This window comes from Blastocatellia bacterium (genome assembly GCA_016713405.1).
Classification (GTDB): Bacteria; Acidobacteriota; Blastocatellia; order Chloracidobacteriales; family JADJPF01; genus JADJPF01.
Genome location: JADJPF010000010.1, coordinates 32501 through 48302 on the forward strand (window position 1 = coordinate 32501; position 15802 = coordinate 48302).

Annotated in this window: 10 protein-coding genes and 1 pseudogene; 3 read left to right on the top strand and 8 right to left on the bottom strand. The window is 30.3% G+C overall.

All coding sequences use genetic code 11. From position 1 onward, the window contains the following. Positions 1–7: 7 nt before the first annotated feature. Both IPK14_14135 and IPK14_14140 read left to right on the top strand, forming a co-directional pair. Positions 8–717, top strand: a pseudogene (locus IPK14_14135) (glycosyltransferase). 14 nt (positions 718–731) lie between these two features. Next, positions 732–3290, top strand: a complete 2559-nt coding sequence (locus IPK14_14140) for a hypothetical protein (GenBank protein ID MBK7994471.1) — start codon at positions 732–734, stop codon at positions 3288–3290. A gap of 61 nt (positions 3291–3351) precedes the next feature. Here IPK14_14140 and IPK14_14145 read toward each other — a convergent pair whose 3' ends face one another. The 8 genes from IPK14_14145 to IPK14_14180 all read right to left on the bottom strand — a co-directional run bounded on the left by IPK14_14145 (position 3352) and on the right by IPK14_14180 (position 14193). Next, complete coding sequence (locus IPK14_14145; GenBank protein MBK7994472.1) at positions 3352–5409, bottom strand: tetratricopeptide repeat protein; 2058 nt, start codon at positions 5407–5409, stop codon at positions 3352–3354. Positions 5410–5487: 78 nt separating this feature from the next. Further along, the gene (locus tag IPK14_14150; protein MBK7994473.1) at positions 5488–7548 is read right to left on the bottom strand and encodes a tetratricopeptide repeat protein; all 2061 of its coding nucleotides are present in this window, start codon (positions 7546–7548) and stop codon (positions 5488–5490) included. Positions 7549–7603: 55 nt separating this feature from the next. Then, positions 7604–9688 (bottom strand): tetratricopeptide repeat protein, encoded by a 2085-nt coding sequence (locus tag IPK14_14155; GenBank protein MBK7994474.1) that lies wholly within the window; start codon positions 9686–9688, stop codon positions 7604–7606. Positions 9689–9997: 309 nt separating this feature from the next. Continuing rightward, positions 9998–11749, bottom strand: coding sequence for a tetratricopeptide repeat protein (locus IPK14_14160; protein MBK7994475.1), 1752 nt, complete (start codon positions 11747–11749; stop codon positions 9998–10000). Positions 11750–11858: 109 nt separating this feature from the next. Then, positions 11859–12107 carry a hypothetical protein gene (locus tag IPK14_14165; GenBank protein ID MBK7994476.1) on the bottom strand — a complete coding sequence of 83 codons (249 nt, stop codon included), beginning with the start codon at positions 12105–12107 and terminating at the stop codon, positions 11859–11861. A gap of 21 nt (positions 12108–12128) precedes the next feature. Beyond that, entirely contained in the window at positions 12129–13121 is a 993-nt protein-coding gene (locus IPK14_14170; GenBank protein MBK7994477.1) for a PEGA domain-containing protein, read from the bottom strand. Between the two features lie 98 nt (positions 13122–13219). Continuing rightward, positions 13220–13873, bottom strand: a complete 654-nt coding sequence (locus IPK14_14175) for an NAD(P)-binding domain-containing protein (protein MBK7994478.1) — start codon at positions 13871–13873, stop codon at positions 13220–13222. A gap of 146 nt (positions 13874–14019) precedes the next feature. Continuing rightward, positions 14020–14193, bottom strand: coding sequence for an NAD(P)-binding domain-containing protein (locus IPK14_14180; protein MBK7994479.1), 174 nt, complete (start codon positions 14191–14193; stop codon positions 14020–14022). A 333-nt stretch (positions 14194–14526) separates the two neighbouring features. Here IPK14_14180 and IPK14_14185 point away from each other — a divergent pair, with 333 nt between their 5' ends. Continuing rightward, on the top strand, positions 14527–15771 hold the full coding sequence (locus IPK14_14185) for an SUMF1/EgtB/PvdO family nonheme iron enzyme (protein ID MBK7994480.1): 1245 nt from the start codon (positions 14527–14529) through the stop codon (positions 15769–15771). Positions 15772–15802: the final 31 nt, after the last annotated feature.

Genomic DNA, 15802 nt, shown 5'->3' on the forward strand with positions numbered 1-15802 from the left:
CACAGAAATGTTAAACATAGTTATTCCTGTTTACAATGAAGCTAATAATTTTCCTAATCTATGGCTAGAGCTTTCAAGTCAAATAAAAATGCCTTTTAAGTCATTAGTTATTTATGATTTTGATGAAGATAGCACAGTTGCTGTGGTAGAAAAAATTATTTCTCAAGGTGAAAATCGCTTAGAACTAGTAAAAATAATGTTAAACGTGGAGTAATAGGAGCAATATTAACAGGATTCTCAAAAGTTAATGAAGGGCCTATTTTAGTAGTAATGGCAGATCTTTCTGATGATTTATCTAAAGTAGATAAAATGGTTGAACTCTACAACCAAGGATTTCATTTAGTTTGCGCTAGTCGTTATATGAAAGGTGGAAAGTTAATAGGAGGCCCATTTTTCAAACAGTTGCTTTCTCGTTTAGCTGGCGTTAGCCTTTATTATCTGCGAGGTATTCCTACACACGATAGCACAAATGCTTTTAAGCTTTATGATAGTAAAATGTTGAAAAATATGCAGATAGAAAGTAAAGCAGGGTTTGAGTTAAGTTTAGAAATAACTGTTAAAGCTTTTCTTTTTGGATATAAAATAGCAGAAATCCCAGCCACATGGCGAGATCGTACTGAAGGCGAGTCAAAATTTAAGTTATTTGCTTGGCTACCACAATACTTAAGATGGTATTTTTATGCTTTTACTGGTGCTAGAAAAAAGACTAGTTTCTAAATGGTTTAACTTCTATGCAAGAACTTATTAAAGAACAAATAAACAATATTTTAAGCATTGAAAAATTCTGGCTTTTTGTTGCTCTTACTACCTTGTTTTGTTCTATCGCTTTATTTGCTTTAGGTTCTAGCCCACCTTTAATAGGATATGCAGATTATTCATGGGAACTTGCTTTACACGAATTTTTTGCTACAAAAAAACAATTTGGAAAAGAAATAATTTTTACCTATGGCCCATACGGGTTTTTGTTTACTAAAATGTATCATCCTAAAACTTATTGGTTAACTAATCTAGGATGGTTATTTTTAGCTTTGGTTTTTTGGTGGTCTAGCCTATATATTGCTTATAAATTAATCAAAAATAAATGGTTAATTTTTGTATGGTTTTTGTCTTTATTTTTTATATTTTTTGATAATAGTTCATTAGATAGTTTTTTTTGTAGTTTTATTATATTTTTTATTATATTTCATTTATATATTGATGATGATTTATCTAAACTTAATAATAGTTTACTAACAATAGTTCTTTGTTTAATAAGCTGCATGAAATTTGCCTTTTTTTTAATGATAGTTCCTTTAATAGTTATTAGTTTTATTTCTGATTTATTGAAAAAACATAAACCTGTTCAATTAATTTTATTTACTAGCACTTTTTTATTTTTGTGGTTGATAGCAGGACAGAGTTTATTTAACCTACCAAGCTATATAAAAAACAGTTTGCAAATAGCTACTTATTATACTTATGCAATGGCTCCAGTTGCTATTTTGCCTACTATAGAAATTATCAAAATAAGCATATTTTTTATTTTAACTTGTTTAACTATATTTATTAGTGTTTATCAAAAAGAAGTAATTATAAAATTAATTATTTCTTTATTATGGAGTAGCGGATTTATATATTTTATTTTAATTATAATCAAAGCTGGATATAGTTGTTATGGGCCAGTACATACAATTTTTCATAATAGAACTTTATGTATTATTGGAATATTTTATTTAGTATTTTATTTACAAAAGCAATCTAGTTCTTATACTAAAATACTTGTAGTTATTAATTGTTTATTAATATTAGCTATTCATCAAAACCAACTTAACTTCTATCATAAAACTACTATTTTTTCAGCTATAAGCAGAAATACAAGTGTATTGATAGAAAATGTTAAAAACCTTGTTAATTTCAAGCAAATTAGCTCAAAACAGAAATATGAAGAAGAAATGGCAAGGCTTCGCAATTTATTTCCTCTACCAAAACTAACAGGATCTGTAGATATACATTCTTATCTACAACTAACAACCTTAGCTCATAATTTTACTTATAAACCAAGACCTATTTTTCAAAGTTATTCAGCTTATTCAACATATCTTTCTAATATTAATTTAGAATACTTAAGAGATAAATCTCCTGACAACATAGTTTTTAGTAGCCATACTATAAGCAATCGTTATCCAACATTGGATGATAGTTTATGTTTGCCAGAATTTTTAACTAAATATGAAATAAAAGATTTTTCTGCTGGAGGAGTTGGAGCTATTTTTTTGATTTTACAACGTAGCTCAAAGCCTAAAAATTATTCTTTTATAGAGAAAAAGGAAATAAATACTAACTTTAATAAAGTAGTAGCTATACCAAAAATGGATTTGGGGCCAGTCTGGGTGACAATTGAAATTAAACATTCTTTTTGGGGAAAATTGATGGCGAGTATTTTTAAGCCATCAGCTACTTATATCAATATTACTACTAAAGTAGGTGAAAAGTTTAAGTATTTTCTTCCAACTCCTATAGCTGAAACAGGGTTTTTACTTTCACCTTTGATTAGGACACCTTTAGATTTTACCCGATTAGCAACTGTAGAATGGAAAACACAACTTAAACAAGTAGAATTACAAGATATTACTATTACTTGTGAAACAGATGAAGAGTTATGGCAGTTTTCTCCAGAAATTAAAATAACTTTTTCTCATTTAGATTTTCCAAGAGAAACTACACAAGAAATTACTAAAATATTAACTCAACCTATTACACCACAAAATGTTGATCCTTTAGAATTTATTAACCTTTCTTTGCAACAAATACAAAACAATGATAATTATAGTGCAATAATAAGCTGTGAAAAAGCTTTAGAAAAAGGTTCAAGTAAGGAACTTGCTTATAACAATATGGGGACAGCCCTACTAAATTTATCTTTAGTTGATGAGGCAATAGAAGTTTTTGAACAGGCAATAAAATTTTCTCCAGACTTTCAACTAGCTAAAAATAATCTTAATTTTGCAAATTCAATAAAAGCTAACCCAATTGATAAGAGTAAAAAGGCTGAAAATTATATTAATCTTAGTGTTGCCTATATAAATGTAGGTAAGTTTGAAAAAAGTATAGATTTATCAGAAAAAGCTTTAAATCTAACTCCAAATAATCCAACTATTTATAATAATTTATGTGTTTCATATAATGGCTTAAAGCTTTGGGATAAAGCCATAGTTGCCGCAGAACAAGCAATAAAAATAGCTCCAGACTTTCAGCTAGCCAAAAATAATCTAGCCTGGGCCAAATCACAAAAAGCTGAATCGAAAAAGTAAAGTTGTTTTTAATAGTCTGCTAATTACTTTGTTTACAGTGTAGTAATTTACCTAAATTATATTAATTACAATTAATCACAGAACCCTTAACTTGTTCTTTTTCATTTAATAAAATTAGGTTTTGTTTGGCAAAAAGGTAATTAGGATCTATTTGTAAAGTAAGCCTAAATTCACGACGTGCTTCAGTGTAAAGATTCATTTGTACAAATGTAAGACCTAAATTATTATGTGCTTCTGCAAGTTGATTATCTAAGTTGATAGCTTTTATAAAGTAAGTTTTAGCTTGACATAAATCACCTTTAGCAAGTAAACCTGCTCCATAAAGGTTATTAGCATCAGCATTATTTGGCTCTAACTTTAAGGCTTGGCTTAAATAAAGATTAGCCTCATCATATAGGTTTTCTTGTTGTAGTATTCTAGCCATGTTTATCTTTGCTTCAGCAAAATAAGGGTCTAGTTCAATAGCTTTTTTCATAGTTAATTTTGCTGCCTCAAATTCTTGAGCAACATAGAAAACTAGTCCTAATTCATGTTCTAATCTAGCATCTTGCCTACCACTTTTAATGCCTAATTGATAATACTCTATAGCTTTTTGATAATCTTTTTGATCCCGATAAAGACGTGCTAAGGAAACATAAACATAATGTAAATCACCAGGAATATTTAAAGCTTTTGTTAATAAGATTTGGGCTTCTTGGCGGCGATTTTGGGAAATATATAAGTTAGCTAAAAAAGCATAAATATTTGTAAGTCCTGGATTAATAGTCAAAGCTTTTTTATAGTAAGTTTCTGCTTGGCTAAGATCTCCTTTTTTTTCATAAGCATCGGCTAAAGCATAAGTGGCTTTTGCATGAGTGGGCGAAACTTTTACTACAGAAGTAAATAAGGCAATATTATTTTGAAAATCTAAATTCCTATAATAAGTAGTAGTAATCATTAAACTTAGTACAAGGATAAAACTAAATAAGGATAATTTTTGCCAACCTAATTGATAAAGTTGATAAAAAAAAGCAGCTAAAAGTAAACAAATTGAGGCTAAAGGTAAATAAATTACTCTTTCAGCAATTAAAATTCCTGTTGGAAAAAATATATTAGAAATAATGCTAGTAGTAACAAAAAAAAACAAAATAGCAAAACTTATAATTGGGGTTTTTCCACTTTGCCACAAAGCAAATGCTATTATTAAAAAAATTAATAACAATGATAGACTTGCTGTTAAATTTAATGTTGTTGTTTTTGGAATGATTGAGTAGTCATATTCAGTAGCTAAATTAAACGGCCAAACTAACATCTTAAAATATTGAACAAAACCTAAGCTCATTGTGTAAAGGCGAGTAAGAAAGCTTTCTGCCCCTAAAAGTTGACCCGCCTTTGGAACACCAAAAGCACCTGTAACTAAAGTACGAATAACTAAATAAGGAATAGTACAAAGAATATAGCCCCAAGCCTTTATTTCAGGAATAAGTTTTTCTTTCCAAGAAGTTTTAGTACAAAACTGAACTAAGAGTAAAATACCAAAAAAAACTATTCCACTTTCTTTGCAAAATAATGATAAAAAATAGCTTAACAAAGATATAATATAGTAATATTTACTTGTTAATGATTTTAAGTAATAAACCCAGGCTATTAGTAAAAACATTGTAACAAGTAATTCTGGACGACCATAAATAGCTGCAACTGATTCACTATGAACAGGGTGGACTGAAAATAGCAGTGCTGTAAATATACCTAGTAATTTACTTTGGGAATAATATTTTACTATCCAATAAACTAACAAACTGTTAATTGTATTTATAAATATATTTACTAAGTGATAGCTATAAGGTTCTAATCCACTAATTGCATAATTTAAGGCAAAGCTTAGCATTGTTAATGGTCGATATGTTCCAGCAATGTTACCTTCTCCAAAGTAACTTTGTAAAAATAGCTCTGGTATTTTACTAAGAGAATTTAGGCTATTATTAGTTTGTATTAATGTAATATCGTCATAAACAAATTCTCCTAATGAACTATTAGCAAAAGCTAAAAAACTAACAAATATTATTGTTAAGATAATTAATAAGTTTTGCTGAGATTTAGTTAAGGAAAGATTAGAGTAGTTTGTCAAATTATCTTTCATAGATTTTTAATAATTTTATAAGTTATTGATGGACAAAATAATAGCTCTAATTGTTTAAGTTTTAAGATATTTTGTCAATTATTCTGGACAATTAATTACAGGAGTTTTAGCTTGTCCTATTTCATTTAGTAAGGATAGATTTTGCTTAGCGGAAGAGTAGTCAGGATTTATCTGTAAAGCAAGTTGAAATTCACGACGTGCTTCAGTGTAGAGATTCATTTGTGCAAAAGTAACGCCTAAGTTATTATGTGCTTCTGCAAGCTTATTATCTAGGTTGACAGCTTTTACAAGGTAAGTTTTAGCTTGACATAAATCACCTTTAGCAAGTAAACCTGCTCCCCAAAGATTATTAGCATCAGCATTACTAGGATCTAGTTTCAAGGCTTTAGCAAGGAGATTTGTTGCTTGAGTTGTATCATTTTTTTTGCGTGCAATTCTAGCTAGATTTACTAAAGGTTCTGCAAAATTAGGATCTAATTCCAGAGCTTTCTTAAAAGAAATAATTGCTTGTTCTTCTTGACCCATTTCATACAAAAGCATGGCTAATTCTTGTTCTAACTTAGCATTAGGAGAAGAGTTTTTTATCGCTTCCAGTAAAAATTCCTTTGCCTTTTCATAATCTTTTTTATCTTTATAAATCCGTGCCATATTTTGATTGGCATAAGATAACTTAGGGCTTAATGCTAAGGCTTTATTAAGTATATCTATACTTTTATCAATTTGTCCTTGCTCAAAATATAATTCTCCAAGTGCAGCCATAGCAGTAGAATAGTCTGGTATTAGTTTTAAGGCTTTTTCTAAATATTCTTCTGATTTAAGAAAATCATCGTTTCTTAAATAATGGATACCTAAACTATAGTTAACTCTAGGGTTATTAGGGGAAAGTTTTACTATGGTAGTAAAAAATGTAAAGTTATCTCGAAAATCTATATTATGAAAATAGGCACGGATACTTAATAAAGATAATACTATAATAAAGCCAGATAAAGCCAATTTTTGCCAACCTAATTGATAAAGTTGATAAAAAATTGCTGCTATTATTAAACAAATTGATAAAACAGCAAGATATATAGCACGTTCAGCAATTAAAAAGCCTGTAGAAATAAACACATTAGAAACAATGCTAATAGTAACAAAAAAGAATAAAATAGCAAAACCTATAATAGGGTTTTTTCCACTTTGCCAAAAACCTATTATTATCACTAATAAAATTAATATTAAAGATAAACTAACAGATAAATTTAATGTTTTTACTGTTGGAATAACACCATAGTCATAGTCAATAAAAAGTGTTACAGGATAAACTAACATCTTAAAATATTGAACATAACCTAAACTCATTGTGTAGAGACGTGTAAGAAAGCTTTCTGCACCTAAAAGCTGCCCACCTTTTGGAACACCAAAAGCACCAGTAACCAAAGTACGAATGATTAAATAAGGAACTGTAACAAAAACATAACCCCAAGTTTTAAGTTCGGGAAATAACCGGGTTTTCCAAGAGGTTTTAGTACAAAATTGAACTAGAAGTAAAATACCAAAAAAAACTATTCCACTTTCTTTGCAAAGTAATGATAAAAAATAATTTAATAAAGATATAAAGTAATAATATTTATTTTCTGATGATTTTATATAATAAACCCAAGCTATTAGTAGAAACATTGCTGCTAGTAGTTCTGCACGTCCATACACAGGTGCAACAGCTTCGCTATGTACTGGATGGACTGAAAATAAGAGGGTTGTAAAAATAGCTAATAATTTACTTTGAGAATAATGCCTTGTTATCCAATAAATTAATAAACTATTAATACTGTGTATTATTATATTTACTAGGTGATATCCATAGGGTTCTAAGCCATAGACCGCATAATTTAGTGCAAAGCTTAAAGTGGTTAATGGTCGGTATGTTCCTGCATTATTATCTTTTCCAAAATAACTCTGTAAGAATAAATCTGGTATTTTGGATAACGCATTAATACTAGAGTTATTTTGTACTATAGAAATATCATCATAGACAAAACCATTTAATAAAGTATTAGTAAAAGTAATTAAAGTAACTAAAATTATTATTGAAGCGATGAAAAATTCTTGTTGGGATTTTGATATTTTAGCAAAAATACTATTTTGAGGGACTATATCCATAATTATGCTAGATGAATAGCCCCTAATTAAGGAGTTAATTAAGGGCTAAAAAGGTTTATTTGTCTTTTTCTGAAGGGTGATTAGTAGAAATAGAGCTTTTTGGATCAGCAATTTTAGTTTTAAGTCTAGCAATATCATCATTACTAATAGAATATTCTAAGGCTTTTTGCCAGTGTTTACGAGCATCATCTAAACGCCCTAATTTATAATAAAGATCGCCTAAATGCTCTTGTACATCAGCACTACGACGTTCATAAAGAACAGACTCTTCTAAGTATTTTTTTGCTAAATCTAGTTTACCTAATTTAAAGTAAATCCAACCTAAGCTATCTAAAAAAGAACCATTTGAAGGATCAATATCTAAAGCACGCTTAATTAATTCTAAGGCTTCTTCTAAACGCTCATTTCTTTCTGTAAGAAAATACCCAAGGTTATTTAATGCAGTGGCATTATTAGGATCAATTGTTAAAACTTTGCGAAGGGTACTTTCAGATTCTGTATATCTTTTTGCACGGTCATAAATTGTACTAAGAGTAACTAAAAAACCTATATTTTTTTCATCATATTGTAAGGCTTTTTGTACTTGTTTTTCTGCATCATCAAAACGTTGATTTTCAAGCATCACAAAAGCACCAACATGATAAACATCTGCATCCTCTGAGCTACCATCAAGTAGTTTTTGCAAAATTGCCATTGCAGGCTCAACTTGATGTAGCTGTGAAAGGGCTTGGGCTTCTAAATAAGCTAGCTGACGGTCTTTGGGGAATTGTTTGCGAGCCTTTTGTACAGCATTTAAAGCGTCTTGGTATTTACCTTCAGAGGATAAGACCGCAATTAAAACTTCATCTGCTGTAGTAGAGTCTGACCCTAAAGCTTTACGCATACGTTCAATTACTTGTAACGCTTTTTCACGTTGGCTAGCATTGCGATAAGTGTTAACAATTGTACGCATTACAATACCAGCATTGCGCTTGTTAGACTCCGACACAGATCCATCAGGGTTAACTAATGTACTTAAAGCTTCTTCATAGGCAGCAACAGCATTATCTATTTGGCCTAATTCCTCATAAGTTTCTGCTAGCTCAAATTGCACTTCTAAACTTTCAGAAACATCTTGACCTTGTAAGGCTCGTTTTAGAGTTTCTATAGCATCTTGACGTTTACCTGTACGACGTTGGACTTGTGCTAATAGATTTAAGGCACGTAAGTTATTAGCATCTGAGGCTAATATTTTATTTAATTCTTCAGTTGCTTCATCATATCGTCCGGCTCTGACTAAAGCTTCACATAAACCAAAAACTAGTCCAATACGATTAGGACTTTCTTTAATTGCTAAGCGGAAAATATCAATAGCTTCATTGGTTTGACCTGAACGTAAAAGAGAGTCTGCTAGTAAAAAACCTGCTTGAGCATTGTTATTGCTTTGTTCATAGGCTTGACGGGCAGCTTGTGCAGCTTCTCGATATTGTTGTTTTCCATAATAAAGACGAGCAATCTCAAAATAATCAGAAAAATTAGCTAAGCCTGTAGAGATTAAATTTTGATAGGCTTTTAAGGCATTATCATTGTCATTTTGTGCTGAATATAAAGCCCCTAATAATTTCCATCCTTCAGCATCATTTTTATCAAGCCTTACAACTTCTAAAAACTGTACAATAGCCTCCTGAATTTTATCTTTATCTCCTGCTCCACTTAGACCTTCTGTCACCAAAATGCGCCCTAATAAGCGATGTCCACCAATACTATCATTATTAAGCTTAATTGCTTGACGGGCTTCGGTTTCTGCATCTCTTAAGTTACGATTTTGTAAATAAAGATTTCCTAAAGCAACATGTGGTTCGGGTTGTTGTGGGTCAAGTTCAATTACTTTTTTATAATGTTCTACAGCACGAACAAAATTATTTTCTGCCTCTTGTTGTTGGGCCTGAAGAAATTCTAGGTAAGCAGCCCTTTTTTTATCAGGATCTACCTTATCTTGTGTATTAAGTAAATTTTCACTCTTTTTCTTATCTTCTGATTCAATAGATTTATTTGAATTAGGCTTATTTGGCGTAGGAGTATTTTTTTTTGCAGGTTGTGCAATAACCATTGTTGTACTTGTACAGAGTAAAACCGCCATAATTAAAGCTTTGAATTTCATCTTATTTCCTTTCCTGATAAACAAAGAAATAGTTTATTTTTAATAAGTTAAAAGAATTAACTATTTTGATAGTCACCATTTCTGATGCAGAATTTAATAGATCAGATGTTTTTGACCATGAGATAAATCACTAAATTACTATTAAAATACTCCGAAATCACTAAATTAACTTAACTTTGTGACTTTATCTTAAACTAGATAATAGCATTATCTTTGTTTGAAGCGAGACAATTTTTCCTACTTCTAACCAATAATAATTTTACTGTAACTTTATCTTAAAACTTTTTTGGAGCATTCTTAGATTATTTTTTAAGGACAGTTTATTGGAGGATTAGAGTTGTGTTCTAAGCTTTTTAATAAATTTAAGTTCTCATTTGCTGCTTGATAATTTGGATCTAGCTCTAGAGTTTTTTCAAACTCTTGTTTTGCCTCTTGATAACGATTCATTTGAGCAAATGTTACTCCTAAATTATTATGTGCTTTTACTAGACTTTTGTTTGTTGACAAAGCTTTGGTTAAATGATCTTTTGCAGCACATAAATTACCTTGCGATAGTAAAATAGCTCCATAAAAACTATGTGCATCAGCGTTATTTGGATCTAGTTCAATAGCTCTTTTAAATAAATGTATTGCTAAATCTACTTTTGCTTGTTTATTATAAAAATTTGCTAATGCCACATTTGCTAATGATGAAGTCTCATTAAGCTGTAGAGCTTTTTTTAGATAAACCTCTGCTTTGTCAATTTGACCTATATTTTCATAATATAAACCTAAACAATAGTTTGCCTTAAAATGATTTGGAGATATTTTTAATGTTGAAGCAAAAAGCACTTCATCATTTTGAAAATCAAGATTTCTATAGCTAGTTCGTAGACTAGCAAGTAGCAAAGTAAAAATAAAAAAAACTAATGCAAGTTTTGTCCAACCCATCTTATAAACTTTATAAAAGGCTGTTGCTATAAGTAAACAAATTGACCCAACAGCTAAATAAATTGTTCTTTCAGAAATCAAAATTCCTGTTGGCAGAAATATATTAGAAATAATACTAGTTGTTACAAAGAAAAATAGTATCCCAAAAGCTACTATCCTATTTTTATTTGTTTGCCAAAATCCTACTATAATTATTAATGAAATAATTATTAATGATAAGGCTACAGTAAAATTAATAGAAGTTATTTTAGGAACAACACTAAAATCATATTCTGTGTAAAGTTTTGACGGCCAAATTAGCATTTGAAAATACTTAATATAACCAAAACTCATTGTATAAACACGAGTAGAAAAGCTTTCTTCTCCAAGCATTTGACTACTTTTTGGAACACCAAAAGCACCAGTAATCCAAATACGTATAATTAAATAAGGAATAGTAGCAAAAATATATCCCAAAGATTTAAGATTAGGAAGTAAACGTTCTTTCCAAGAAGTTTTAGTACAAAATTGTACTAACAGTAGAATACCAAAAAAAACTATTCCACTTTCTTTACAAAGTAGTGATAGAAAGTAACTTAACAAAGATATAAGATAATAATATTTACTTGTTAATGATTTTAAGTAATAAACCCAGGCTATTAGTAAAAACATTGTTGCAAGTAGTTCTGGACGACCATAAATAGCTGCAACTGCTTCACTATGAACAGGATGGACTGAAAATAATAGTGCTGTAAATATGCCTAGTAATTTACTCTCTGAGTAATGTTTTACTATCCAATAAACTAACAAACTATTAATTGCATTTATTATTATATTTGCTAAATGATAACTATAAGGTTCTAATCCAGCAATTGTATAATTTAAGGCAAAGCTGATTGTTGTTAATGGTCGATATGTTCCTGCCAAGTTGTCTTTTCCAAAATAACTTTGGAAAAATAAACTAGGAATATTGCTAAGAGATTTAATAGAGGTATTATCTACTACTACTAAATAATCATCATAGATAAATTTTCCTGTTAGGTTATTAGCAAAACAAACTAAGCTAACTAAAACTATAGTTAGGCCAATCAACAAATTTTGGTGAGGTTTTTTAGCAGCAATAAAGCTGTCTTTTAATTTATTAAATACCACTAAAAACAACCTTAGAAAGATTAAAAATGCTGATTGCTAATTTTAACCGAACAAAGAACCAATATTTCTGTTAAATTATTTTAAAGAAAAGTTTATATATAAATAATACTTAATCTAAAATTGTTGGGGAAAGTGTATCTTCCGTGTTATCTTCATCATAAACTAATATCCGCTCTATTTGATTAGAGGGAAGACAAAGTGTGTTGCCGTCCTGGGATAATACTAAAATACCTATTACTCCTCCTGTCTCATAACTAAGAAATGTTCCTAGTAATAATCGACCAACAGAAGTACGCACCCTTATTTGTTCTCCCACAGACAAATTAGCACAAATTAGTGCTAGAGTAACTTCTTCCATAAATTTTCCTAATAATAAATTTTATTCTCGTTTTGTTGCATTAGTTTGTTGTTCTATTTGACTATTAAGAACTTGTATTTGACTAACAATGCGTCCATCTTCAGGGAAAAGTCGTAACATTTTTTGGAATATTTTTACTGCTCCTGCTAAATCATCCTGTGAAGTTAAATCTTGTGCTTCTATTAAAAGTTTTTCTTTAATACGAAACCTTAAAGCTAAAGCATTTTCATTGTTTGGATCTATCATCAAAACTTGTGACGCATAATAATACGCACTATTATTGTTAGGTGAAAATAGTCGATTGTTATTAAAAGCAGTTTCTCCCAATCTTAAAAAATGAGGAATTAAATTACGGCGGCTAGCTAACTTGTTTTCTACCCGTTTTAATTCTGCTAATGTTGTAACATCTGTAGGAAAATTTTCTATTAACTGGCTATAAGCTGATAGAGAAGTGCCAAAATCATTTTTTTGCCAAGCAGTTTCTGCTTGTTTTTTTAATGCTTCTCGAATTAATTTGTTTAATTGTAATGATTTAGTGTCATTAGGATTTATTGCTAGTGCGATATTGTTAAAATAAATAGCACTGCTTTTTTCAGGAAAAGCATAATCTCCTCTTAAATATGCTCCTTCTGCTAAACGCCGAAATTCTTTAATACGCTCACTAGGAGAACTTTCATTACTAGTTAAATTATTTGTAAGGATAGGTTTATCTGGTTGTAAGGAAAATAGAGGTAATGTAGTAGTTTGCTTTTCGTTAATCTTAATCTCTTGTTCTAAAGCATAAAAGCCTTGTTTTGCTAGTTTAATTTTATGATTTCCTGTAGACACCGCTTCTAATTTTGCTGGGGTTTTAGCTATCAACTTTCCATCCAACCAAATTTCTGCTCCTGTAGGATTAGTAGTAACTATTAATGAACCTACTGATGATTGGAAAAAAGATAGTAATATTAATAAGCTAGTGGTAGCTAGGAACATTATTAAAGTAATTAAGACTTTTAACCAAGACTTTATCATAAAAACACTTAGTATAATTGTTTAATATATTTTAAATAGTAATTATTTTGTTAATAGCTAGCAAAGTATAACATATTATTTTTTCTATATAAGCCTAGTTAACCTATCTTTGCTAACAGCTTAGCAATATACCTAACAATCTGAGGTGGCAAAGCAATAGCATTCTTCATGTGCATTTCTCTAGTTAAATGTCCTATAACAAATAAGTTAGGTATAGTTGTTTCATAAGTTTTTATATCATATATAGGCTTTCCATCTTCAGCAATTTTTGCTCCTGCTCTTTCTAGCAATTGTACGTCGGGCTTAGTTCCTGTCAAGGCAAAAATTTGCTCACACGCAATTTCTTTAATCTCATCTTTAACTATTAACTTAATACTAGTAGGTAGAATTTCTTTTATTTGAGCATTAAAAACTATTGATAGTTTTCCTGTTTTCCATGCTTGTTCTAGTGGCATTTGCACCCAAGGCTTAATTCCAGTACCTTGTCCAATACGATCCAAAGAAGAGCGTCTTAACACCATTGTTGCTTTTGCCCCTGCTTGGCATAAATCCAACATAGTTTCTGCTGCGGAATTTCCCCCGCCTATTACTACTACTTCTTTCTCCTTAAATGATGCAGCCTCACGGAAAAAATAACTTACTCTTTCTGGGGTTTCTCCTTTTACATTTAATCTGTTAACGATTCCCATTGTTCCAACTGCTACCAAAACATTAAGAGCCTTATAATGATCTTTAGTGGAAATTACACTCATTATTTTACCACTTATTATTTGTATAACTGGCTCATCCGTATAAATATTTAAGTTATGTACTTTATAAACGAAATTATTGTAATAATTTAGAAGCTCTTCTCTAGTAGGTTTTGTTCCAGAATAATGAAGCGTATTAGGGTCAAATTCTAGTTCATTAGCAGTAGAAAAAAGCTCTTTGCCAAGAGGGTAATTATAAATTGTATTTGCAATTTGGCTTTTTCTAACACTAAATAATTTAGTTGTAATTTTTGGGCTGTATAAGCGGCTGCAATTCCTGCTGGCCCGGCACCAATAATAATTAAATCATATAAAATAGTCATAAAATAAATTCAAACATAGCTTTAACTCATGGTCTAGCTTAATTTACGGTGTAGTAAATGATAAAGATAAAGAAATAGAAATATTACACAGGCTCTTTTGAATGATTACAAAATTGATACAAAGCAAGTAGATTGTATTTTATATATTTGTGTCTTTTGACCCAGATCAAGAAATTTTGAGTAATATTACACATTTTGACAAGATAAAAGCCTATAAATATAAAGTTATCTAAAGGCACGTTCATTGCATAAATAACAAATAGCTAATTTTGATTTATTTTTATAACTAGAGGCTAATAAGAGTGGAAAATTTTTTGGTAAAAGGAGGATTTTATGAAAGATAATAGGGAGTTAGCTGATTCAAATAGTAAATTCAATCAATTAGAAACATTAAAACTTCCTATTAGTAATATTTCTTTACCAACCACTACTTCCAATTTGCAAAATTCTAACTTAAAACCTAATTATGTTGAAAAATCAAATTTTCTACCGTCAGCGAATTTACCTAAGTGGAGTTTAGGGGTTATTATAACATTTTCTCTTTTTGCAGTAATATTAATTATTTATTTAGCCTTACCTAATCAATTAGGTTTTACTTTAATTGTTCGTGGTGCGCCCACAGGCAGCGATATTTTAATAGATAATGTTAGTCGAGGCATAACCTTGCCAGATGGTAGTACGAAAGTAACTTATCTTAAACCAGGTAAAAGACTAGTGCGCGTGACTAGAGAAGGATATAACGAATTTAACACGACTGTAACGGCTACAGCAGGAATTACAGAATCTATAATTGCACAACTAGTTGCATTAGAAAGAAAAAACTCGCTTCCTGAAGCAATAGACTATAACGGGCAAATGCTGCTAATAGCAGCAGGAGAGTTTATTTTAGGTAGTAACAATTATTTACCAAATGAGCAAGTAGAGCAAAAAGTTTATTTACCAGATTATTATATTGATAAATATGAAGTTACAAATGGACAATATCAAAAATTTTGCCAAGCTACTAATCGTTCAATGCCAAGTAATCCTTGGTGGGATGAGAATTATTTTTCTAACCCTAATTTGCCTATAGTTGGTATTACTTGGAATGATGCTAATGCTTATGCTAATTGGGCAAATAAAAAATTACCAAGTGAAGCTGAGTGGGAAAAAGCTGCTGCCTGGGATGCAAAAGCGCAAAGAAAGCGTATTTGGCCTTGGGGAGATAATCCTGATCCAATACGTGCCAATATTAATACTGCTCATCCTAGTCCAATTAATCAATATAGTAGTGGAGCAAGTAGTTATGGTGTAGAAGATATGGCTGGAAATGCTGCTGAGTGGGTAGATAGTTTCTATCAAGCATATGCAGGCAGTCAATCAACAGATACAAATTATGGGACAACAAATCGTGTTGTACGTGGAGGAAGTTTCCGTAGTAGTTTTGAAGATGCTCGCACAACCCGCCGATTTTATCACACACCAGATTTTAAGGCAGATGAAGTAAAAAACCGTAGTTGGTTAATTGGCTTTCGTTGTGCAGTTCTGGCAAGTGACCCAAAACTACAAAGTTTCTTAAAACAGCCTATCAATAAATAAATTAAGTGTACTGTAAAAAATTGGACTGTCT